Annotated in this window: 21 protein-coding genes; 7 read left to right on the top strand and 14 right to left on the bottom strand. The window is 60.8% G+C overall.

The window, feature by feature from the left end:
- Positions 1–40: 40 nt before the first annotated feature.
- The 4 genes from HGI46_RS20110 to HGI46_RS20095 all read right to left on the bottom strand — a co-directional run bounded on the left by HGI46_RS20110 (position 41) and on the right by HGI46_RS20095 (position 4,455).
- Entirely contained in the window at positions 41–1,324 is a 1,284-nt protein-coding gene (locus tag HGI46_RS20110; RefSeq protein ID WP_168905597.1) for a glycosyltransferase family 1 protein, read from the bottom strand.
- Positions 1,325–1,696: 372 nt separating this feature from the next.
- Entirely contained in the window at positions 1,697–2,725 is a 1,029-nt protein-coding gene (locus HGI46_RS20105; protein ID WP_206065854.1) for a glycosyltransferase family 1 protein, read from the bottom strand.
- A gap of 207 nt (positions 2,726–2,932) precedes the next feature.
- Complete coding sequence (locus tag HGI46_RS20100; RefSeq protein ID WP_168905595.1) at positions 2,933–3,880, bottom strand: nucleotidyltransferase and HEPN domain-containing protein; 948 nt, start codon at positions 3,878–3,880, stop codon at positions 2,933–2,935.
- Between the two features lie 404 nt (positions 3,881–4,284).
- Positions 4,285–4,455, bottom strand: coding sequence for a hypothetical protein (locus tag HGI46_RS20095; protein WP_168905594.1), 171 nt, complete (start codon positions 4,453–4,455; stop codon positions 4,285–4,287).
- A gap of 66 nt (positions 4,456–4,521) precedes the next feature.
- Here HGI46_RS20095 and HGI46_RS20090 point away from each other — a divergent pair, with 66 nt between their 5' ends.
- A complete protein-coding gene (locus HGI46_RS20090; protein ID WP_168905593.1) occupies positions 4,522–4,809 on the top strand; it encodes a hypothetical protein in 288 nt (95 codons plus the stop codon).
- 667 nt (positions 4,810–5,476) lie between these two features.
- Here the strand turns inward: HGI46_RS20090 and HGI46_RS20085 are convergent.
- The gene (locus HGI46_RS20085) at positions 5,477–5,866 is read right to left on the bottom strand and encodes a MarR family transcriptional regulator (RefSeq protein WP_168905592.1); all 390 of its coding nucleotides are present in this window, start codon (positions 5,864–5,866) and stop codon (positions 5,477–5,479) included.
- A 1,167-nt stretch (positions 5,867–7,033) separates the two neighbouring features.
- On the opposite strand from HGI46_RS20085, the gene HGI46_RS20080 reads away from it, so the two are divergent.
- Positions 7,034–7,438 (top strand): hypothetical protein, encoded by a 405-nt coding sequence (locus HGI46_RS20080; RefSeq protein ID WP_168905591.1) that lies wholly within the window; start codon positions 7,034–7,036, stop codon positions 7,436–7,438.
- A 166-nt stretch (positions 7,439–7,604) separates the two neighbouring features.
- Here the strand turns inward: HGI46_RS20080 and HGI46_RS20075 are convergent, their stop codons facing one another.
- On the bottom strand, positions 7,605–8,429 hold the full coding sequence (locus HGI46_RS20075; protein WP_118074922.1) for a flagellin: 825 nt from the start codon (positions 8,427–8,429) through the stop codon (positions 7,605–7,607).
- A 453-nt stretch (positions 8,430–8,882) separates the two neighbouring features.
- On the opposite strand from HGI46_RS20075, the gene HGI46_RS20070 reads away from it, so the two are divergent.
- Positions 8,883–9,503, top strand: coding sequence for a LuxR C-terminal-related transcriptional regulator (locus HGI46_RS20070; RefSeq protein ID WP_162896214.1), 621 nt, complete (start codon positions 8,883–8,885; stop codon positions 9,501–9,503).
- On the opposite strand, the gene HGI46_RS20065 is transcribed toward HGI46_RS20070, so the two are convergent.
- On the bottom strand, positions 9,482–9,775 hold the full coding sequence (locus HGI46_RS20065; RefSeq protein WP_118074920.1) for a hypothetical protein: 294 nt from the start codon (positions 9,773–9,775) through the stop codon (positions 9,482–9,484). The genes HGI46_RS20070 and HGI46_RS20065 overlap by 22 nt on opposite strands.
- A 364-nt stretch (positions 9,776–10,139) precedes the next feature.
- Here HGI46_RS20065 and HGI46_RS20060 point away from each other — a divergent pair, with 364 nt between their 5' ends.
- From HGI46_RS20060 to HGI46_RS21965, 3 genes are all read left to right on the top strand, one after another.
- Positions 10,140–10,379, top strand: a complete 240-nt coding sequence (locus tag HGI46_RS20060; protein ID WP_162896213.1) for a hypothetical protein — start codon at positions 10,140–10,142, stop codon at positions 10,377–10,379.
- A gap of 474 nt (positions 10,380–10,853) precedes the next feature.
- Positions 10,854–11,456 (top strand): hypothetical protein, encoded by a 603-nt coding sequence (locus HGI46_RS20055; protein WP_168905589.1) that lies wholly within the window; start codon positions 10,854–10,856, stop codon positions 11,454–11,456.
- Positions 11,457–11,760: 304 nt separating this feature from the next.
- Entirely contained in the window at positions 11,761–12,198 is a 438-nt protein-coding gene (locus HGI46_RS21965) for a hypothetical protein (RefSeq protein ID WP_206065853.1), read from the top strand.
- 78 nt (positions 12,199–12,276) lie between these two features.
- Here HGI46_RS21965 and HGI46_RS20045 read toward each other — a convergent pair whose 3' ends face one another.
- On the bottom strand, positions 12,277–13,320 hold the full coding sequence (locus HGI46_RS20045; protein WP_168905588.1) for a hypothetical protein: 1,044 nt from the start codon (positions 13,318–13,320) through the stop codon (positions 12,277–12,279).
- 1,471 nt (positions 13,321–14,791) lie between these two features.
- Here HGI46_RS20045 and HGI46_RS20040 point away from each other — a divergent pair.
- Positions 14,792–15,235: a MarR family transcriptional regulator gene (locus tag HGI46_RS20040; protein WP_118074914.1), complete on the top strand. Its 444-nt coding sequence runs from the start codon at positions 14,792–14,794 to the stop codon at positions 15,233–15,235.
- Positions 15,236–15,387: 152 nt separating this feature from the next.
- Here the strand turns inward: HGI46_RS20040 and HGI46_RS20035 are convergent, their stop codons facing one another.
- The 6 genes from HGI46_RS20035 to galE all read right to left on the bottom strand — a co-directional run bounded on the left by HGI46_RS20035 (position 15,388) and on the right by galE (position 18,933).
- Complete coding sequence (locus tag HGI46_RS20035) at positions 15,388–15,873, bottom strand: MarR family transcriptional regulator (RefSeq protein ID WP_118074913.1); 486 nt, start codon at positions 15,871–15,873, stop codon at positions 15,388–15,390.
- Positions 15,870–16,487 (bottom strand): JAB domain-containing protein, encoded by a 618-nt coding sequence (locus HGI46_RS22425; protein WP_277346386.1) that lies wholly within the window; start codon positions 16,485–16,487, stop codon positions 15,870–15,872. The genes HGI46_RS20035 and HGI46_RS22425 overlap by 4 nt, the downstream gene beginning before the upstream one ends.
- The gene (locus HGI46_RS20025) at positions 16,376–16,840 is read right to left on the bottom strand and encodes a hypothetical protein (protein ID WP_168905587.1); all 465 of its coding nucleotides are present in this window, start codon (positions 16,838–16,840) and stop codon (positions 16,376–16,378) included. The genes HGI46_RS22425 and HGI46_RS20025 overlap by 112 nt, the downstream gene beginning before the upstream one ends.
- Before the next feature lie 40 nt (positions 16,841–16,880).
- A complete protein-coding gene (locus HGI46_RS20020) occupies positions 16,881–17,216 on the bottom strand; it encodes a hypothetical protein (RefSeq protein WP_118074911.1) in 336 nt (111 codons plus the stop codon).
- 54 nt (positions 17,217–17,270) lie between these two features.
- On the bottom strand, positions 17,271–17,822 hold the full coding sequence (locus HGI46_RS20015; RefSeq protein ID WP_168905586.1) for a helix-turn-helix transcriptional regulator: 552 nt from the start codon (positions 17,820–17,822) through the stop codon (positions 17,271–17,273).
- Between the two features lie 109 nt (positions 17,823–17,931).
- Complete coding sequence (gene galE, locus HGI46_RS20010; protein WP_168905585.1) at positions 17,932–18,933, bottom strand: UDP-glucose 4-epimerase GalE; 1,002 nt, start codon at positions 18,931–18,933, stop codon at positions 17,932–17,934.
- Positions 18,934–19,427: the final 494 nt, after the last annotated feature.

Here is a 19,427-nt window from a genome sequence, read left to right as displayed (position 1 = left end):
GGTCTTTCTCGAATTCGCGGTCGGTCGGCAGCAAACAGGCTCAATCGAACAGGGAAGCGTGCTTGCTTTCAGCGAATGCTCCAATCGCACCGACAGCGCCGTAGACTGGAGGCCTGCGCGATGCGTCCGGCTGGCGATGGGGGAATGCACCGAATGACCGGGGCAGAGACTTCAACTGCGTCAACCAGTCCTCAACTGCTGCGAAATGCCTGGCCCATGTCGGCTGCTCATAGGCCTTGAGCAGCCGCAACTGCCGTGAGCGTTCGGGCGATTGATCGAGGAACGAGACGATCATCCGTTCCCACGCGATGGCATCGAGGGGATCGAGCAACGTCGGAATACCCTGTCCGATCTCGCGGAAGCAGGGCAGGTCGCTCGCAATGACCGGGGTGCCAAGTGTCAGAGATTCAATGACCGGGAGGCCGAAGCCCTCCGCAAAGGATGGCAGAAGTAGCGCCCGGGCTGATCGAATCCATTGGCCCAGCTCCTCGTCAGGACAGCGGGACAGGATCTGTACGTGATCGCTCAGGCCATTGCCGCGATCCAGCAGGTTCTGGACATGGCCCGCTTCGGCCCCGTTCTGGCCGATCAGCACCAGCTTGGGCGCTGATGGCCCCAATCTGGCAACGAGGCGTTGCCAGATCTTGAGCAGCATGAAGTGATTTTTGCGCCCTTCGATGGTGCCCACGCAGACGAAATGCCGCCCTGTCTTGAGGGGTACGACTTGAGGCGAGGCGAGTTCCGCCCCGGCAAGCCACGCCGAGAGAATCGGCGGCAGAGGAATTCCGTGATTGCGACCGAACAATTCGAGTTCTGTCGCGGTTGCTTGCGAATTGGCGATGACCCCAGCCGCCGAGAACAGCGCATTGATCACCCGGCCCCGGTGGCGCTCGATTGCCTCGACGCGGCAAAATTCCGAATGCGTCAGCGGTATCAGATCGTGAATCAGGTAGATCGGCTTGACGTTGTTGCGCCTCGTCCAGTCAAGCAGACGTGCCAGGTCGATATCTGTATGTCCTACGTTGATGTAGAAAGTGCCGCGTCCGTCGATCGAGCGCGCAGCGGTAGCCATGACCCCCGGGAGCAGCGCTGCGAGACGAGCCTTGAACATGCGGTCAGGCAGTTTCAAGGCGGCAAAGAGCTTGTCCGACGATTCCGGCGTCAAGACGCGGGCCACGCCGCGATACTGCACGACCGCTTGCGATCTTTCGGAAAAGTGATCGAGATAAGCGTAGCAGACACGATCAATGCCGGTTGGCAGGCGTCCGGACCAGCTGCGCCAGATCAGCCGGCTGACGTCGAGAAGAAAGGGGCGCTTGGTCATTTCCTAAACGAACCGTTTCATCCTGATGCTTGCGCCAAGACATCGTATACTCAGGTGTTTGATCAAGGAATGACAAAGCCTTACAAACTTAAGCTGACGCCCACCATTACTCGCGCGAGCGCGGCAACAATCTGTAATAAAACATTCTAAAAACACTTATCCTGTCTTCTAACACACAAGATTTTTGCGTTGCAATAGCTTTATCCCCCATATCGGACGTACATTGCCTTGTGCGTGTATCGCCCTGTAAAGATGTGATGAAGATCACATTTTCTCACATTCTCCGCCAAGAAATGCGGACCAACAGATGCGGGTTTTCTGCAGCGCAAAAAAGCTGAGCAGACCTTTGAGGCAAATGACCTGCTTGCAGTTTCAACGCTGCAGCACGGTTCTGTAAACGTCGAGCGTCGCCTGCGCGAACCTGCGCCAGCTCAGGCGAGCTGTACGCTCGATCCCGGCCTGCCGAAGGGTCAACATGACCCGCGGGTCATCCACCACCTTCCTCAAGGCTGTGGCCATGGCATCGAGATCCTCGACCGGCGCGATCAGTCCTGCGTCGCCAAGCACTTCTGGCATTGCAGAGCGGTCTGATGCCACCACCGGACAACCGCAAGCCATGGCTTCGGCCATCGGCAGGCCATAGCCCTCGCAAAGCGAAGGATGTAGCAGTACCGTAGCTGAATTGTAGCAAGCGACGAGGGAATCATCGTTCACAGGCCCGAGGAAGTGAACTTGGCTTTCGATTCCCAGATTGCGCGCCAGACTCTTGAGGGTCTCCGAGCCTTGATTGAGTCTCTGGATGAAGACCAGAGCAACCTCATCTCGACCCTTGAAGGCTTTTGCGAAAGCCTGCATCGCGCCCTCGTGATTCTTGTAGGGAGCATATTGACCTACGCTCAAGACAATGCGCTTGCCGTTCGGCCATCCCGGCAAGGTCAGCGCTCCTTGCCGCGGATCGTGACGGAAACGCTTGTCCACACCGGGCGACGTCGTGAACACGCGGCCCTCCAGCCTAGGATCCCAGGCCAGAAGTTCGCGCTTGCTCGCGTCGCTGACAGTTGTAATCGCGGCCGACTTCGCCAGAGCCCTGTTGATGCCGTTGCTATAGAAAAAGCGTTCAAGCGCATGCGGCAAGCGTCCGGTGCACCAGTGCGGATTTGCCAGCCACATGATGTCATGCACTGTTGTCACGCAGGGCATCTGCAGGCCTGCGGGCAGGATGTTGAATGTCGCGTGGAACAGATGGACGCGAGAGAGCGGCACAATTCTGGGTAGCCACCACATGGTGGCAGGGCTGTTGGCACCCGCCGACAACGCCACTTCGCGTACGTTGGCTGCTGAGGAGAGTTTCCCGGGCACATCCGTCCGCTTCAGCAGGAGAAACTCGAAGTCGCCAGCCATTTGCGGCAGGTGATCGACTAGCGCCTGTTGAATCTTGCCAATTCCGCTCGGTCGAGGACTTATGTAGCGGCAGTCTATGCATATCAGCGACATGTATTACCCAGGCTTGGGGCCCAACACGATCTCGCGTCCATGCAAGATCCTGTGGCTTCGTGGTTTACGAGGATGCACGGCCCCCAGGCGAACAGTGCGCCTGGCAGCTTCGCGTCATTGTCCCGTAGCAATTGTTGTGTGGTTGCGGCTAGCATGCTGCAGCAAGGCAATTCTTTCGGTGCAAACGACGTGAACTACGCGACCCAACTCCTCGATCTGCTGGCTGAGCCAGACCAGTTCCTCAGCGGTTATCCTATAGTGCTTCGAGTAGCGCGCCTTCACGTAGGCTTCCTTAAGCTTCTCGAACATCGCACGCTGCTTCCGGTCGTCCGATGGCCATACGTAAATGAGGCGACGATCAATCCGCTCGGCCTGCGTGCGTAGAAAAGCAAGGTTATGCACATGTGGCGTGTAGAATGTCACTACAAGCAGGACGCAATGATACAAGCGCTCAGCTGCCTGATGCAGAGAAAAAGCGGCTTCCTTTAAACGTTCGCGGCGGATGTAAAAATCCGCCCCCTCCGCTAGAGCCGCGGCACTCGGGAACCACTCTTCGAAGTACTCCCTGGCCATCGAAAGAGCCTGCTCCGGCGTCTTCGGCTTCGGCGTATGCAGCTCGTTTTCGTCAGCTTCGTAAAGCGCGATGCCGTCCCGGGCGACGTCCATGAAGAAGTAGCGCCCATGCGCCAGGCCATCGTTCACCTCCCCAAGCGTGTGGACGATAAAGTTCACCGGTGTCTTCACTGTTCCGGTGATCCCATACTCGCGCATCAGCCGATCATCGAGCCGCGACCAGTACGTGACCCTGTCGGTCAGGTCCTTGTGGTTGACAATGATCAGCAGGTCGAAGTCCGACTTGTAGCCCTTGGCGGTGTGGGGCTCGTCGATCCAACCACCGCGCGCATAGCTGCCGTAGAGAATGACCTTGAGAATGCGACCGGCCTTCTTGCGGCCCTCGCTAACACAGGCAACAACGTCTTCGAATTCCTCGAAGATCAGCTGGAGCACACGCTCCAGCTCGCGCTGCTTGTTGGCTGGCAGATGATCGAGATCACGTCGCATCAGAAGATTATCCTGTCGTTCCCGACCCGGAAAGGCAAGCGGCCGAAAGCCGTTCGCCACCCCGGAGATGGATTTCCATCATCACTGGAGCGGCACAACACCTTGAACCCGTCCTCCACTCAATCAGTTGCCCGACTTGCCCGGCACTTTCGAGGATTGGGGCGTCATCCAGGTCGGCGTCGCGGGCCGTGTTCTGAATGCGGGAACTCCAGAGCCGCTTGCCGATCATTGTCCGGGTCTCGGATAGCATCGCGGCACAGGAGACTTTGTCCAGCAGCTGTTTCGTAAGCAGGGCAGCGCCTTTGATTCTCATGGCGGGGCAGGGTGGACAACAGCTCTCGTTGTCCGGCCGTCACGCGTGAACCGAACGACGTTGGCTCGCGCGGCTCTTTACCCCGACGGCTTTACATTTTCCAGCGGGTGTAGACGGTCGTCTGCGGGCTGTTCTTGGCTGGGCAATCCGCCCCTTGTCCGCAACATTTGAGCAGGTGGATGATGCCGAGGATCACCCTGCGATCATAGCCCGTCGCGCTCCGGGCTGGCTCTTCGGCAAGTTCGGCTAAACGGCGGCCCAAGTTTGATCCTATAATCAGGACAATAGACGCGACATTCCCAAAGGCTCCTGCCGCCGCGGAGAATCCATGAATCAACGTACACCCGGATTTTCAAGAGACTGTTTGGATCTGGTCCTTGGAGAACCTATCAATTTGAAAGCCGCTCCCACTTGTCAACAAAATGAAGCGGCCGTCGGAATCGGATCACTAGGTCCCGGGTCGCCATTGATCAAACGCATCGTTGGCAGGCTGCGCGCTTTTCACGCTGGCTTCGGCCCATTGCAGCGCTTCTTCATGAAGTTGCAGGACTTCGCTTGTGGCGGCTATCCGATGGATGCACGCCGAAACCGGCCCGCGCAGGGTGGCGGACATTGATCTGCCATTGGCTTGTTTGCGCATCTGCATCTTTCCAGACTGCCTTCCGGGAGGGCAAGCTAGCAAAGCCGATCTGGCGGGGCAATTCGGGATAGATGCTTATGGTGCAGGTCCTTGCGTGGCGGGGGCGACGACCTCCTTGGATCCGGAGCTTTCCTGCAGCAAAGTCTTTGGCCGGGTACATCCCTTCGTTCGGCCCCATCTGATGTTTCCTCGGCCCATGGCTTCCTGCTTTTGCGATTGCGAAGTGCACTCGCTTCGGCCTGAGCAGCGCAGCACCACTGCGTGACGGTCTGCTGCGCAACGCTTTGTGCTGCCTCGAGGCGCAGGCTTGGCCGCGAGGCTTGAGAGAGCAGGGCGGGCGATGGATTTGCGCGCCTGGGCAATGCCTGTGCTTCTGGTCGTTACGTAACGAATTTATACATGTTACGTAACGAGATTTGCGGTAAAGAGGGGCGCGCAACGAGCTGGGCCAAAGGCTTGCCGCTGCAGGTCAGCATCACCGGGACTGGCGCGGGCATGCCCGCAGCAGAAGGGGCATTGCGTATCACGAGACAAAGGACCGCGTTACGTGACGTAACGACCGGCAGTGCCGTCACGAGGGCATTGCGCGCTTCGACAAGGCCGATGCGACCTGGCCGGGAGCGTCCCTGAACGGTAGCCCCTGCTACCTTGCGGACCGGCGCAGGCCGCTACCCGCAGCAAAGGCGTTACGTAACGGGGCGAATTGCTCAGCAAGGCTGCGCAGGACCTGTTCGGCAAGCGCATGACCATCTGGGGTCAGTTTCAGAAAAATCCGGCGCTGGTCGGCCGGATCTGATTGCCTGTTGACCAGGCCTTGGTGTTCCAGCTGCCGGATCCAGCGCAGGGACGTGGTGGAAGCAATTCCGGTCAGCAAGGCGACATCACCTACGCTCAAGCACCTGCGATTGTCCACGGCGATGAACAATTCAAGCAGAATGCTCAAAGCCGGATCGCTTGGGGCGCCCATCGGCATGATGGCGTGTCGTAAGTGCATGAAATTCCGGTAGGCCACAGCAATATCGTGCAAATTCATGCTCTTGCAGTCCCTCGTCATTTTGTGACATTACTTTAATAATCTTCACAGATATTTCAGTTACCGGTAATACATACAAAAGTATATTGTGAAATGTAAGTAGCGATGTTCATCCAAGCATGAGTGGTCGCCTTGGCGAAGGCTGTGTTGGCAAACAGTGCTTGCCGGACGCACCGCCAATGCCCGGAACGCGATTCGAACGAGGCCGATCGCAGGTGTCGCGAAACAGTGGCGGGGTTCTGCATGGTTGAAAGACCTTGCGCATGGCCAAGACCCTCGAGGCCGGAATGGGGGCTGCCCTGCCGACCTCATGAAATGCCCCGCGCGAAAGGCTGTCCATCACGGTCGATCGCCGCGCTAAGGCGTTACGTAACGTCGTCTCCAGCGCGACCCTGTCGGGACGCAACCCTTCCCAAAGTTGCAGGGGGCCGCCCGGGGCGGTACGCAAGCTTTGCCAGGACGATGCCCGGGCCGGGCCTGTCGGGAAGGCTTTGCGCGCGCGTGTGCCGTACCATAACGTCACGCAACGTAACGCGGCGCAAGGGAGCGCAACGCAGCCTCTGCTACCGATCCAGCCTGGATTGGAAAGCTTTGCCCATCTGCATGCAGCGCCGGTGAAGTGACCGCGAGCGAGCCACATCGTGCTGCCACAAAGCGGGTTTGCGTTGATGTCTTGCGTTCTGCCCGTACCATGCGCCCGGCACGTCCGGTTGTCATCTGTTGCAGCGTTGGCTGGTTCCTGTTGCGCGCTGCCTTCAGCCCACGGCGGTGCTTTGTCGTGACGCCGGACACTTGCGTGGAAAGTCGCTTGTTCGTGAAGGCTGGATCCGATCCAACCTCGTGACGTAACGGCCGGGAGATCGATCTCCCTGGGCCCGGGCTGGGACCTTTGCCTGTTTGTCCCAGCACCCTGGCATACCACCCCAAAAGCAGATCATGACCGGGCAGGCCGCACGAGGTTGATGCGTGGTTGGCGTTGCGGCAAACCGGCGCCGTCCCCTGCGATGGCTTGGGCCTGCAATGCCTTGGAATCGCAGTTCTGGCGCTTTGTGCCGCGTTCGTCGTCCTCATTCCGATGGCTCGGCGTGGTTGCTACAGGGCATGATCGGATGGTATAAAGGTCGGGTGGCAATCTGCGGGTTGGTTGCAGGGGGGAATGGGCAATAGATGAAACGCCAATGGCTTTTGGCAAGCGTCGGTGCGGCTCTGGCTGCTTCGGCCTGTACCCCCGAGCCTGCTCCGGTTACCGGGTCGTCAGCGCGTTACGTTGCGGTTCCACTCGAGGCGAGCGGCGAACTTTACCTGGTCGACACCGAGTTGGGGCTGACCTGGCGACGGGTCCAGCACGAATTCCCGGACGGCAGTGTTGCAGCGTGGGTGCCCGTCGAACGGATGACGCAGAAGGCCTGGGCCGAGCTGGTGGCGGGCAAGGTGGCGACGAATGCGGCAGGAGCTGTCGGTTCGGCTCCGTTACGCATCTCCCTGCCGGCCGGGGCCTTCGCGAACAGTCCCTCAGGCAAGCCCTCGGCCTCGGCGATGCCTCCAGGTCAGCAACGGGCGACGACGCCGTAACGTTACGTGGGGATTGCCGATCGGAATCCGAACATCGCGCTCGTCACAGTGCGGCGTCGGCGCGTTGAGCGAGCAGGGTTCGTTACGTTACGCGAAGCACGCGGCCACGGCGTCTCGTCGAGGAGCGCACCGCGGCCGCGTGCCCAGACCATGAAAGGTCCGCGGATCAGCGCAAGAGCGACATGACGTTCTGGGCCGACTGGTTGGCCTGGGCGATCATTGCCGTCGATGCCTGCGAGAGGATCTGCGCCTTGGCCATTGCTGCGGTTTCTGTCGAGTAGTCGGTATCCTCGATTCGCGAGCGTGCATCAGACAGTGACGTAACATTGGTGGTCAGATTGTTTGCCACGGATTCGAGGCGGTTTTGTGCTGCACCGAGCGTGCTGCGGGCGGCATTGATGTCATCAAGTGCGGCATCGGCATTGTCCAGGGTCGTCCGCGCAAGCGCTACGGTGGTCACGTCCAGGGCGGTTGCGTCGAGGTTCGTACCATCGATTGCCTTGCTCGTGATCGTCATCACGTCGGTGGTCGTGCTGCCGATCTGGAGATCGAAGGTCACATCGGTGCCGGCCGTGGTGCTGAAGAGTGTCTTCCCGTTGAATGTGGAATTGGCCAGAGTGTCCGCGATCTGCTCGGTGAGCGCACTGACCTCCTCCTGCATGGCTTGCCGGTCTGAGGCGACATAGGTTTCCGAAGCGCTCTGCACGGCAAGTTCACGAACTCGCTGCACCATATTGACCACTTCCGACAGGACGCCATCTGCGGTCTGGGCGAGGCTGATACCATCGTTCGTATTGCGGACTGCCATGTTCATGCCGCGGATCGAGGCGGTCATCGTGGTGACAATGCCCAGGCCTGCAGCATCGTCGTTTGCACCGTTGATGCGCTTGCCGGTAGACAGCCTCTGCATAGAGATACCAAGCATCTTGTTGGCAGAATTCGAAGCAAAAGTCGCGCGAACTGCGGCAATATTCGTATTGATTACAGCCATCTCGATGTTCCTTCGATGAAACCATGGAAGCGTTACTGTCGTTGCCGGGAAGGACGGCAACGCCTTGCCGTAGTTAATGGCCGTGGTTTCGAGGCGTGGTAAACAAATCAGCAAGATGCGCCTTGGCCAGGCTGGGAGCAGGCCTTGCGGACAAGCTGAAGATATCTGAAAACAAACGATAAAATCCCGATCATGATGCAATCGGGGAGGGCGTGCGAACGTTTCCCTGCCCGCAAGTGCTGGCGGCAAAAATTTTCCGGACCGATTTGCCGTCGCCGTCCGGCATCCTCCCGCCTGCCCTGTAGAATGCGGGTGCGATCGATGAAATGACACCACTATGAGGATATTTTACCGATTGGAATCAGGGCGATAGCGGCGGCGGGAGGCATAATGCGCGTCAGGCTAGGTTCAATTGGCCTGTTATCAGGACTTTTGCTCGTCAAAGTAGGGCTCATGGCACAAAAGACGACGCTCCACATCCTCGAACCGGCCGATCGCGACCGGGCTGTCCTTGCCCGGCTCGGGTTCGATGCGGGTTTTCATTGCGAGATCTACGAAGACCTTGGCGAGCTTCTCGATGCAGTCCCGCGCAATGGTGTGGTGCTGATCCGGGATGATGGCCCGCGCAGTGCGATCCCCGAGCTGGTCAGTCAGCTTGCGCGGCAAGGACAGTGGTGCCCGTTTGTCGGTTATAACGACAAGCCTCAGGTGGACCATGTGGTTCAGGCCATCAAGGGCGGGGCGCTCTCGTTCATCTCGACGCCACGGACGTGCGAGGATCTCGCGGCAGCCATGCCAAGGGTCGTGGCCGAGGCTGAGCATCGCCGTGACCTGCTCGAGCGTGCGGTTCGCGCCTGCCACAGCCTTGCCCGCCTGACCGAACGCGAACGCCAGGTGCTTGAGGGTCTGGTGTCAGGCGAGAGTTCCAAGGCGATTGCCCGCTTCCTGGAGATCAGCCCTCGCACGGTCGAAATTCACCGGAGCAAGCTGCTGGGCAAACTCGGAGCCCGAAATGTCGCCGATGCCGTACGCGTAAAAATCGAGGCATCGGCCTATGGCGCGCTTGCTGCCTGAGCCGCTGCCCGTTCGTACTGTGCCCGCACTGCGGCAATTACCAGCAGACGTTCGAGCACGATCTGATCTTGGGGCAGGTCCGGGTCGCCATGGGCTTCGATGCTGTGGACGACGAGGCTGAAGCTGCCTGCAAGATGAGCTTCGAGCCGTACGCGCGATGTTGCCTTGTCGTCAGGCAGAACAAGACTGGTGCGGATGGCGGGAGGGGCAATGAGGTCGTAGTAAAGGCCACTGCCTGACCTGAAAGCCAGACCGTTTTTCTGGCGGTGCAAGCTGCCGACCAGTGAAAAGTGCACCTCGTGACCGGGCCAGGTTCGGGCCCGTTCCGGGCTGTCTCTGAATATGTCCGTTTGCAGACCTGATTGCACCGAATTCTCCGTCCCTGGGGACGCAAGAACCGCAATCGCAAGGCTTAGGCAAGGGACAAAGATCGTTAACGACCGTTCACTGATTTTTGTCCCAGACAGCTGTTTGGCGCGGCAAAGCGCAGGAAAGACGGTTAGCGGACCTGATGCGGGGTTTCAGCCAGGATCTTCCCGGGGCAGGTCCATCCGATAAGCTTCTGTTTACATGTGGGAAACTGCGATCGCGCAAAGCTGGGCGGGTTGCGCTGCTCGAGGTTACGTAAAGACCCCGATGAAGCCGTTCGGTTGGGTGCAAGGTTACCTCGCTATTCAGCATGCTGCCGGGATTTCAGGCCATGCTGGAGAAGTTATGGATCAAGGTAACAGCGAGGCAGACAGCTTGGCCCGCGCTTTGGCCCTGCTCGAGGAGTCTCTCGAGATCCTTGATTCGCAGAACCTGACCGAGGCCGGCTTGCGAGTGTCGCTGGCGATTGACCTGCTGAACAGGATGCATGGTGGCGAGGACACGTAGCGTCGCCAATAGTCTGTACGTCAGGCAAGGCCTGTCCTGCGTTACGTCGTTACGGACAGTGACCCCTTGTCGCAACTGGTCCTGAGCTTGGATTGGCTGCGCGCCCGCACATCTGCATTGGCCCATCAGTCTGGCCAGAGGCCACTGCCACCAAGCGTGGCAGACCTCGCAAGAAGGGTACAAGGAAAAGGGTCTCCCAACTATCTGACAAATAGTCAAAAATGGTGGGCACGAAAAGCTGGGCCATCCTCTTGCCGGTGCCAGTCAAGCAACGGCGCGGTGGCGACAGGTGCTCTCAACCACGTTTTGCTGGTGAAGGCGAGCAGTATTGGGCATTTCTGCTCAGTTGACACAGCTTGTACTACGCACCTTTCGAGTTGCACCCGGCGCACCATCAGGTTCGGCAATTGCGGTGGCCGACTTGACCTTGTAGGCTTTGCGGCAATAGCTGGACTGGGCACCGGGGGCTTGTTTGTGGCTGGCATCGACAAAGAGATGTTTTCGACGCTGGCACTGCTCACTGCGATGAGCCTGATCGCCTTGTTCCTGCTGGGCCGCAAGTGGGCGGCGCGCGATAGTGAACATGCGAACAAGGACATGGGCGTCCGGCGTCGTCCGCTGGTCATAGTTGCCGAGCCAGGCGGCCTGGACACCCTGCACCCGGGCGCAGGTGCGCAGGAGACATGTCCGCCAGGCCATGATCACGCAGCAGACCTCACGGACCCGGCGCACAGCGCAGCGGCATCGGTTGATCCGGTGGCCGATTGCGATCACGGCGCATGCGCCGTCGATGCGGCTCCACCGGTCTTTCAGGACGGGGGGCTGGAGGCTTTCGAGCAGGAGCTCGAGGCCGCATTCGAGAGCTATGCAGCAGGCACGGGATCCTTGCAGGACATCGAGCGAGTGGTTGACCGCTTCGATCCGCATAATGCGGCCTTGCCGAAGGGAGGTATCGCGGCGGCGGCCGATCCTGCAACAGCCAAGCAAAGCCCGCCAGGTCTTGCTGAAGCCGTCGAATGGACAAGGCTATGGCTGGCCGAACGCCGCCTCAAGGAGCTTTTCGATAATGGCGGCTGACAGGCCGGGCAGTGACGCTCCTGGCAGGGATGCAGCACTTCGTGCCAGAAACGGCATCATGCCGGCATGACCTGCGGTATCTTGCAGGTCGGCCAAATCTCCTGCCGATTCAACGGCAAGTTTTGCATTGCGCAAACAGGGCGATTGACGCGGACTTACAGATCGTTAACTTTTGGACAGGGTGTGCGATGTGAACGCTGGGAGGCAGGCCTTGAGTTCAAACGGGGGCAGCGTAACGCAGTTCAACAGTCATGGCAGAACGGGACGGTCGTCGCGACCGCTACCCACCTACCCCCATGGCAAGTTGCTGCTTGGTCGCGCAAAGCGGGAGCTTGCAGCGCTCGAGCGGCTGGCGGCGCTCAGTGCCTCGCTTCCGCTTGCCAATGACGCCTGGCGTATCTTGCTGCGCATTCTGATCGATACCTTGCAGCGGCGTCAGGTTACCGTCTTGGGGCTCGCCAGAGATCTCAGGCTCTCGCCGGATATTGTCATGCGCTACATAAGAGCCCTCGAGAGCGAAAGGCTGGTCCTGGTCTGTGCCGGCAGCGATGGCCAGTCGGGCCAGTCGGGCCAGTCGGGCCAGTCGGGCCAGTCGGGCAGGTCGGGCAGGTCGGGTGAGGGGCGCAGGAATGGTGCCGGGCAGGTGAGGGGACCAAGGCTTGCTGATGCCAGGGTCACGATTGGCGACGAGGGGATCCTGCGCGTTGCCAGGTACTTTCTGCCCGAGGCCGCCAACGAATAGGTCAGGGGCCACTCCGGCACGCCAGGATAGCGCCCGGCCCGGTCTCGCGTAGTGAGACCGAGGCCAGGTTCGGTCAAGCTAACGCTGCGAGGCACCGCAAGCCTGGGCAATCGACGAGATGGCCTGTGGCCCGCCCTCTGCGGTGAATTCGATCGTGCGTGCCTGCTTTGCGCTGCTGACGACGATCCGGTCGAAGGACAGCAGTGCGCTGAGCTCCTGCGAGGTCAGGACGTGTCCCTTGCCGGAACTGCCGGCCTCGACCGGGAAACGCGCGATCTGGCGACCTGCGCGATAGATTTCGGCAAAGTTGTCGCTGGTGTTGACCAGCGCCTGGAACTTTGCCGGATCGAAGGCGCGGTTCATGGCGACGCTGTTTGCCACCGAGCCGTTGGTGAAGGCGGCATGGAGACGGTTGCCATGACAGGTGATCTCGAAATTGAAGCTGGCGAGCGGGCTCTCGGGGAAGCCGACGGTCGAGGTGCCAGCGATGTATCGCCCCTTGGTGGGATCGGCTGCCAGCAGGCGCGGGGTGAAGCTCCAGCTGGTCTGTATCGGGCGGACGGGCGCATCGTCGGGCCGTGAGGGGATGATGCGGCTGGCAAGGATCTGCGGCGTTGCAGCGCAGGGCAGGGCGCCGGTCGCGGAAGCCGAGCCATTGCCGGTAAACCAGTAGGCCTGGTTTTCGCCGACGCGAACGGTTACTGACCGGGCCGAGCGGATGAGCGCAAATTGCTCCTTGGTGAGGTAGGCAGCAACGACATCGGCAGTACCACCGATGTCGAGCTGTGCCTTGTCCTCGAGCTCGACCAGGAATTCCGCATAGGCAGACTGTGACTCCACGGCGATCCTGAGCACTGCCGGGCGCAAGGCACTGATTTCGCGCAAGAGGCCGTCACGATCGCGCTTGCGGACTGCGCCGAAGACCAGGCGACGTGCGCGCGGATCGTTGCGATCGCACTGGACACCGAGCAGGGCCCCCGACTGGCTTGGATTGCCTTCGATCAGCGCCAGATCCTGGGCCTCGTTGATATACCAGCCATCGCGATCCTGGGCAGCAAGCGCGGTCGGCGCCGATGCTGCTGCGGCTGCAGTCAGCAGTGCATTGCGCACGGTATGGTTCATGAAAGCCCCCTTGACTCATAACTTCTAGCCGAGCGTGTTAACCATTTCTGGTAGACCAAACTTTACCATGAGGTTACGCGAGAATACATAGTTGTCTGGCTGAAAGATTGCCGGGGTCACCCGAATTGCAGATTTTTGAGGATGCCCCGCCTGCGAGGCGGACAACATGCTGGTCCTTCGTACGCAAGTGGTGACCGTGTGCACGGTGGTCTTCGGGTACTGGAAAGATGTCCAGGACAACGGCTTGGAATTACGTCCCCGGTTGGCCGGGCATTGGGCGATCAGCCCGGACAAGTGGCGTGCGCCCGGGATCTGGCTCTGACCCGGCCGCGCCGATGGCCGCATCGCCTTCGCCTCAACCAATGCCCTGGGATCCTGCTATCGTGTGTCGCACGGCCTATGGTGAGGCGCGCAAAGGCGCGATGAACAGCCTGCAATGCCTGTCTCGCGGCCAGGCTCTTCGACCCGATCCCGGCGAGCTGCAAAGCCGTCCCGGGCAAGCGTCGACCTGACTGCCGAGCATTCTGCGAGTGCCTGTTGCTGGACAGTGCTGGTCCTGGCAAGCCGCTCGTGACATGTCGTTCTAGGGAGCGGGGCAGCCCGGCTAGGTAGGCAGAGCGTCCGAAGATGCGAGACGAGCCGGAGGCATCCCTTGCTGTACAGAGTTATTCGGCCTGCCCATCAGCGGCAACCTGAGAATCACTTTCAAGCAGCTCGGCCAGCACTTCCATTGCCGATGCAATGTGTATCCCGGGCAAGTGGGCGCCGTGCGCGTCAATGATATCAAGAGCTTCCTGCAGCTTTGCGAACGCTTCAGACAACATTACGTAAGACCCTCGCTCGACCCCGGGGGTAGTTTAAACACTACCATTTTGGAACTACTAGCGGTATTAGACCCAAATTGGAATAGTATGGTGAATTTGGCGTAAAGTCGTCTGCGCCGGGTCTTGCAGCGGCAGGCCGCGATGCGCGTTGTCGGCGATGGCGCTGCGGCACGGAAACCTGCGCTAAAAGTCATGTCACCATCACGACAGTTGGCATCGGCTTGTCCTGCAAGACACCGGGATTCGTCCGGCTGGATTAGCAGCAATTCCAAAGTGCGGGCTGCGACATTCCCGGCGATGCGCGGACAGATGCTTGCACGTTAGGATCTGTGGCCGCGATCAATGCAAGTATTTGAGTGTGGTGCTGGGGCGAATTGACTCAGGGCCGTTTGACTCAGGGCCTTTTGCTTCAGGGTCTTGAACAATGCTGCCATTGCGCATCGATGGGGCCGTATCCCACGGAAGGCATCGATGCAGCTTGCGGATTCCCAGACCAGGTTCGCAAGGGGACAGCTATAGTGGCCTGCGACTACGATGTTGCCCGATTGCGGATTGCCGGGAAAGGTTGACTGCGTAGAACCTCTTATGGAAAAGTCCTGTGGTTAATGGCTTAGTAATTCTACGCCGGGGCAGAAGGGGGCGAAGGAATGCAGCAGCTGGACCGCCGCAAGGTAGCAGACATTGCACAGATGTTGTTGCGCTGGTCCGATGGCGACCCCGATCAATTCGGGCTTGACTGTCAACCCTCGGGAGGTGGTGCGAGCGACGCTGGTCTTCTGGCAAGCGTCAAGGCAGAGCAGGTGCGTCGCAGCAACCGCCACAAGCTGCTCGGGGTTGGCCGGGATCTGTTCTCGGATCCTGCCTGGGACTTGCTGCTTGAACTCTATGTCGCTCGCCTGGGGCGCAAGCGCCTTTCGTCTTCGGCTATCGGGCTGGATGCAGGAATTGCTCAGTCGACAGCGCTGCGCTGGCTTACCTATCTTGTAAGCTTGGGCCTGGTTGAGCGTACGCAGGATCCCGCCGACAAGCGTCGGCAATGGGTCGCGCTCAGTGAGAGAGCCGCAGAGGGCATGCGGCGCTGCTTCAGCTGACGCAGGACCGGTTCTTGCATGCGATGCACAACCAATCCGGCAAGGCGCTTGGCATGGGGCCGCTCGCGTAGTTGCGCCAGGAGGGATCGAGCAGATCGGCTCTGGTAGATGCGGCAGGCAATGCGCCTGCATGCTCAAGCCCTGCCAGGCTCTTACTGGGCAAAGAAAAAGGTTTGCGGCAAGGGTGTGGCCTGCAGCAGGGGGGCTGCCTGAATCTGGGTTTGAGCAGGTGTCTGGCGCGCGGTGGCGATCGTCTCGATTGCCCGCTCGGCAAGGGCATGGCCCTCACCGGTAAGGGTCAGGCAGATCCGGCGATTATCGCGCGTATCCTTGTGACGTTGGACCAGGCCGCCTTCTTCGAGGATCTTTATCCAGCGCGTCATTGACGATGTGGGAAGGCCGGTATTGGCGGCCACGTCGCCCGGAGTGCGCAGTCTGGCCTGGCGCAGTCCGAGATAGACTTCGAGGAGGATATCGAGAGCCGGGTCGCATGGGAGCCGGCCTTGTGAAAACAGGGCGGCGAGCTTGCGGCGCAAGGCAAGTTCAGCCACCGCGATCGCGCTGGCAGAGGACTCGCGCGGCGACGATGCCTCGCTGGCAAGAGCGGCAAGACCGATGGTCGAGGACAGTTCGGTCATGGTAGTAACCTTGCACGGCGCATGCTGAAGATCCCTTCCGATCCGATGATGAAGTGTTCGGCAAGCTGCAGTCCGTTCTGGTCCATCAGGCGGTGGAAGATCGCCGTGGAGCAGATATCGGCTTGGCTGGGGCAGGCGTGGCCGCCAGGATGATTGTGAGCAAGAACCAGGGTGTGGGCATTGAGGCGCCGTGCCTTGTGCAAAAGACTGAGCGGGCGGATCAGGATGTGGGCGCGGCTCGCCGATTGGGCCAGGTCGCTGCCGACCAGCGCCCCGTCCTTCGCGAAGAAGAGCGTGAGCATCTGCTCGAGCGGCGCATTGGCGAGGCGCTGCACGAGATAGGCTCTGAGCCTGGGAGAAACGCCAGGATCGCCAGGGGTTCGGGTGTTGTGCGCAAGGTGCCAGGAACCGGCTGCCGCACGGTTTGATGAGGTCAGCAGACCCGGCTGACGCGGTGCGAACAGCTCGCCCAGGCCATGGCGGGCGCGGGCAGGAAGGCGTCCTAGCGGCCGGGCGAAGCCGAGCCTGCCGACTGGCTCTGAGCTGACTGGCGTGCTGGCGTACGTCGCGCGGCAAGCCAGGTGCCAAGCGCCAGGATCGCCAGCTGCACCCATGAGGGCGCACGCATCATCAAGGCGTAGGCGAAGGGCGCGTAGCTCGCATCGATCAGCCGTACGAAGTGCGAGAGGAATGCGATGAGCTGAGCGCCTGCAAGCCATAGCGGCCACCACTTTTCGGAAACGAGGGCGAAGCCGATCATGGCCATGAGGACAACCCCGTCGATCACGAGATAGCCAAGGTCAATCCGGTCGAACTGCCCGGCCTTGGTGCTGATCGCCGCGTAGACGGGCGAGGCGAACAGCAGGAAGGCCATGAGAGCTGTACCCCCTTTCTCGGTCACGCCGGCGCGGCGCCAGGCGTAGACCGAGACGAGGGCCAGAAGGAGAATCTGCAGGGCGTAGCGCACCTTGCCTAGGTGCCTGCCTGGTCCTGCAGGTCAAGTGCGATCAGGCGGCGAGAGCCTCGTCGCTGCCGATTTCCAGTGCGCCCTTGATCGGCGGGCACTCGCCATAGTCGGCTGCCATGAGTTCCCGTCCGAGCGCAGCCAGTTCGCGATGGACGCGCAGGAAGTCGCTGCTGGCGCTGACCAGGGCCTGCTGGCTCTGGATGAGCTTGGTGATCGCGACCTGGCCGGTGTGGGCTGGAACATCTCCGGCGGTGCGTGCAGCGAGCATGGTCTGAAGTACTGCCGATGTTGCCTGGAGGGCCTGGTCGATCGCCAGTTCGGCGGCCGGGATTTCGCGGGCAAGCCGCGTGGCGGCGACGGTCTTGGTCATGGTCATGGCTATTCCCCTGCCGCAGACAGCGGCGCAATCATTGACTGGCGGGGCGATTGCTTATCCGAGGAGCACCACGACGCTTTGGGTCACGCTCATCCCGATCAGGGCCACCACCACGATAAGCAGGGCAAAGACGATGATCAGGCCGAGGCGCACCAGCGGGCTCGCCGGAACCGCAAGGTCCCGGAGTCCGGGGTGGGGGGGCTGTTGCTCGGGCCATGGCAACGGATTCCCTGCTGCTGGGCCGGGAAAAAGGCCGATGTCCTCGAACAAGAGCAGACCGCCCACCTCGTCCTCGCCATCCTCATCCGCGATTTGCCCGCCGCTGGCGACCTGTGCAAAGCCACCTGTGGAATTCACACAGGTTCCCTTGAGCCGCGCATAAGCCAGAGCCGTATCGCCGCGGCGCGTTGTGCCAAGGCGCAGGCGTGCTGCGGCAAGCCGCTGATCGACGGCAGATGGCGAAATGCCAAGAAGCCGGGCGATCTCCTTGTTGCTCTTGTGCTCGAGCAGGAGATCGAGGACCTCGCACTGCTTGGCCGACAGGCCGGCAAGATCGCCGGACGCATCGTCCTCGCTGGCAACGGGGAAGTCGAGACGGGTGGCCATGGCGCAAGGTTAACAGAAATGCCCGGAAAGGGGAACGCAGGGCATGGTAAATTCTGTCTTAACTTGCACACCAGGCCTGCACGAGAGCTGGTCCTCGTAGGCCAGGCAGTTACTGACCGCGGATTTCGCTCAGCTTGCGCTCCCATGCCAGCGCATGGGAGACGATCGTATCGAGATCGTCGTAGCGCGGGACCCACGGCAGCGTGGCCTTGATGCGACGGTTGTCGGAAATCAGCGAATCGGGATCACCGGCGCGGCGCCCCTGCATCTCGCGCACGATCTTGCGGTTGGTGACGCGATCGACCGCGTCGAGCACTTCGAGCACCGAGAAGCCGCGCCCGTAGCCGCAGTTCATGGTCAGCGATTGCGTGGGCGCAGCGATGAGGGCCTCGAGCGCCAGGACGTGCGCTGCGGCAAGGTCGGAGACGTGAATGTAATCGCGCACGCCGGTGCCATCGGGTGTGTCGAAATCGCTGCCAAACACGCCGACCGAGGCGCGCTTGCCCAGGGCTGCCTCGACCGCGACCTTGATCAGGTGGGTGGCGCCAGCGGTCGACTGGCCGGTGCGGGCCTCGGGGTCGGCGCCCGCCACGTTGAAGTAGCGCAGCACGCAGTAGTTGAGCGGATGGGCAGCCGAAACGTCGGTCAGCATGGTCTCGGTCATCAGCTTCGACATGCCGTAGGGATTGATCGGCCGCTTGGGGCTGTCTTCGGTGACCGGCGAGACTTCGGGGATGCCGTAGGTCGCGGCAGTGGAGGAAAAAATGAAATGCGGCACGCTTGCCGCAACCGCAGCGGCAATGAGCGCGCGGCTCTTGGCGGTGTTGTTGTGATAGTACTTGAGCGGGTTCCCGACCGATTCAGGGACGATGATCGACCCGGCAAAATGCATGATGGCGCGGATGCCCTGTTCGGCAAAGATGCGCGACAGAAGGTCGCCGTCCTCGATGTCGCCCTCATAGAAGGCGACGCCTTCGGGCACGGCGAAGCGGAATCCGGTGGTCAGGTTGTCGATGACCGCGACGGGATAGCCCGCATCGCTGAGCGCCAGTACGGCATGACTGCCGATATAGCCTGCGCCACCGGTGACGAGTACGGGAACTTTCGACATTGAAATGAATCTCCAAACATTGATGCACCAACGCCAGGTTCGTGTGGCTATGGCAGAACCTGCCGTCTTCAACCGGTGACGCTAGCTATCCGGTCACAGGCGCATTGCAAACGGATTGACGACAGACTTCGGACCTTGGGCGTGTCCGGCGCTCCGCCAACATGCTGAACTGGCGCCCGAACGCATAGCCTCACTTGCTTCTCAACCAAGAGACCTCCATGCCGTTGCAGCGAGGGCTGATGATCGTCTATGACCCTGCGACAGATGCGCGTGCCGGGTGGCCTTGGCGGCGACTGCTGCGGGTGCACAGGTGGGATGGGCCGGCGGTACCGTTGAAGGATCTGGATCCGGCATGGCTACAACTGCACAGACCTGACTTGCAGCCAGTCGCGGCCATGGGGAAGACCGGCGAAGTGAGATCCGACCCGCTGACAGGCTCTTGGCGGGATGCGTAAGAGCAGCGGGTCACAGGCGCTTTCGCGAAGCCGAGCTTA

The sequence above is a fragment of the Novosphingobium sp. ERW19 genome (assembly GCF_012641315.1).
GTDB lineage: Bacteria > Pseudomonadota > Alphaproteobacteria > Sphingomonadales > Sphingomonadaceae > Novosphingobium.
Note: the sequence above shows the minus strand (reverse complement) of the source record. Positions and strands in the feature narration are given on the sequence as shown.

Coding starts and splice junctions, on each gene's coding strand:
- HGI46_RS20110 (WP_168905597.1), bottom strand. CDS start 1,324: ATGACCAAGCGCCCCTTTCTTCTCGACGTCAGCCGGCTGATCTGGCGC.
- HGI46_RS20105 (WP_206065854.1), bottom strand. CDS start 2,725: ATGGCTGGCGACTTCGAGTTTCTCCTGCTGAAGCGGACGGATGTGCCC.
- HGI46_RS20100 (WP_168905595.1), bottom strand. CDS start 3,880: ATGCGACGTGATCTCGATCATCTGCCAGCCAACAAGCAGCGCGAGCTG.
- HGI46_RS20090 (WP_168905593.1), top strand. CDS start 4,522: ATGAATCAACGTACACCCGGATTTTCAAGAGACTGTTTGGATCTGGTC.
- HGI46_RS20085 (WP_168905592.1), bottom strand. CDS start 5,866: ATGAATTTGCACGATATTGCTGTGGCCTACCGGAATTTCATGCACTTA.
- HGI46_RS20080 (WP_168905591.1), top strand. CDS start 7,034: ATGAAACGCCAATGGCTTTTGGCAAGCGTCGGTGCGGCTCTGGCTGCT.
- HGI46_RS20075 (WP_118074922.1), bottom strand. CDS start 8,429: ATGGCTGTAATCAATACGAATATTGCCGCAGTTCGCGCGACTTTTGCT.
- HGI46_RS20070 (WP_162896214.1), top strand. CDS start 8,883: ATGGCACAAAAGACGACGCTCCACATCCTCGAACCGGCCGATCGCGAC.
- HGI46_RS20060 (WP_162896213.1), top strand. CDS start 10,140: ATGAAGCCGTTCGGTTGGGTGCAAGGTTACCTCGCTATTCAGCATGCT.
- HGI46_RS20045 (WP_168905588.1), bottom strand. CDS start 13,320: ATGAACCATACCGTGCGCAATGCACTGCTGACTGCAGCCGCAGCAGCA.
- HGI46_RS20040 (WP_118074914.1), top strand. CDS start 14,792: ATGCAGCAGCTGGACCGCCGCAAGGTAGCAGACATTGCACAGATGTTG.
- HGI46_RS20035 (WP_118074913.1), bottom strand. CDS start 15,873: ATGACCGAACTGTCCTCGACCATCGGTCTTGCCGCTCTTGCCAGCGAG.
- HGI46_RS22425 (WP_277346386.1), bottom strand. CDS start 16,487: ATGGGTGCAGCTGGCGATCCTGGCGCTTGGCACCTGGCTTGCCGCGCG.
- HGI46_RS20020 (WP_118074911.1), bottom strand. CDS start 17,216: ATGACCATGACCAAGACCGTCGCCGCCACGCGGCTTGCCCGCGAAATC.
- HGI46_RS20015 (WP_168905586.1), bottom strand. CDS start 17,822: ATGGCCACCCGTCTCGACTTCCCCGTTGCCAGCGAGGACGATGCGTCC.
- galE (WP_168905585.1), bottom strand. CDS start 18,933: ATGTCGAAAGTTCCCGTACTCGTCACCGGTGGCGCAGGCTATATCGGC.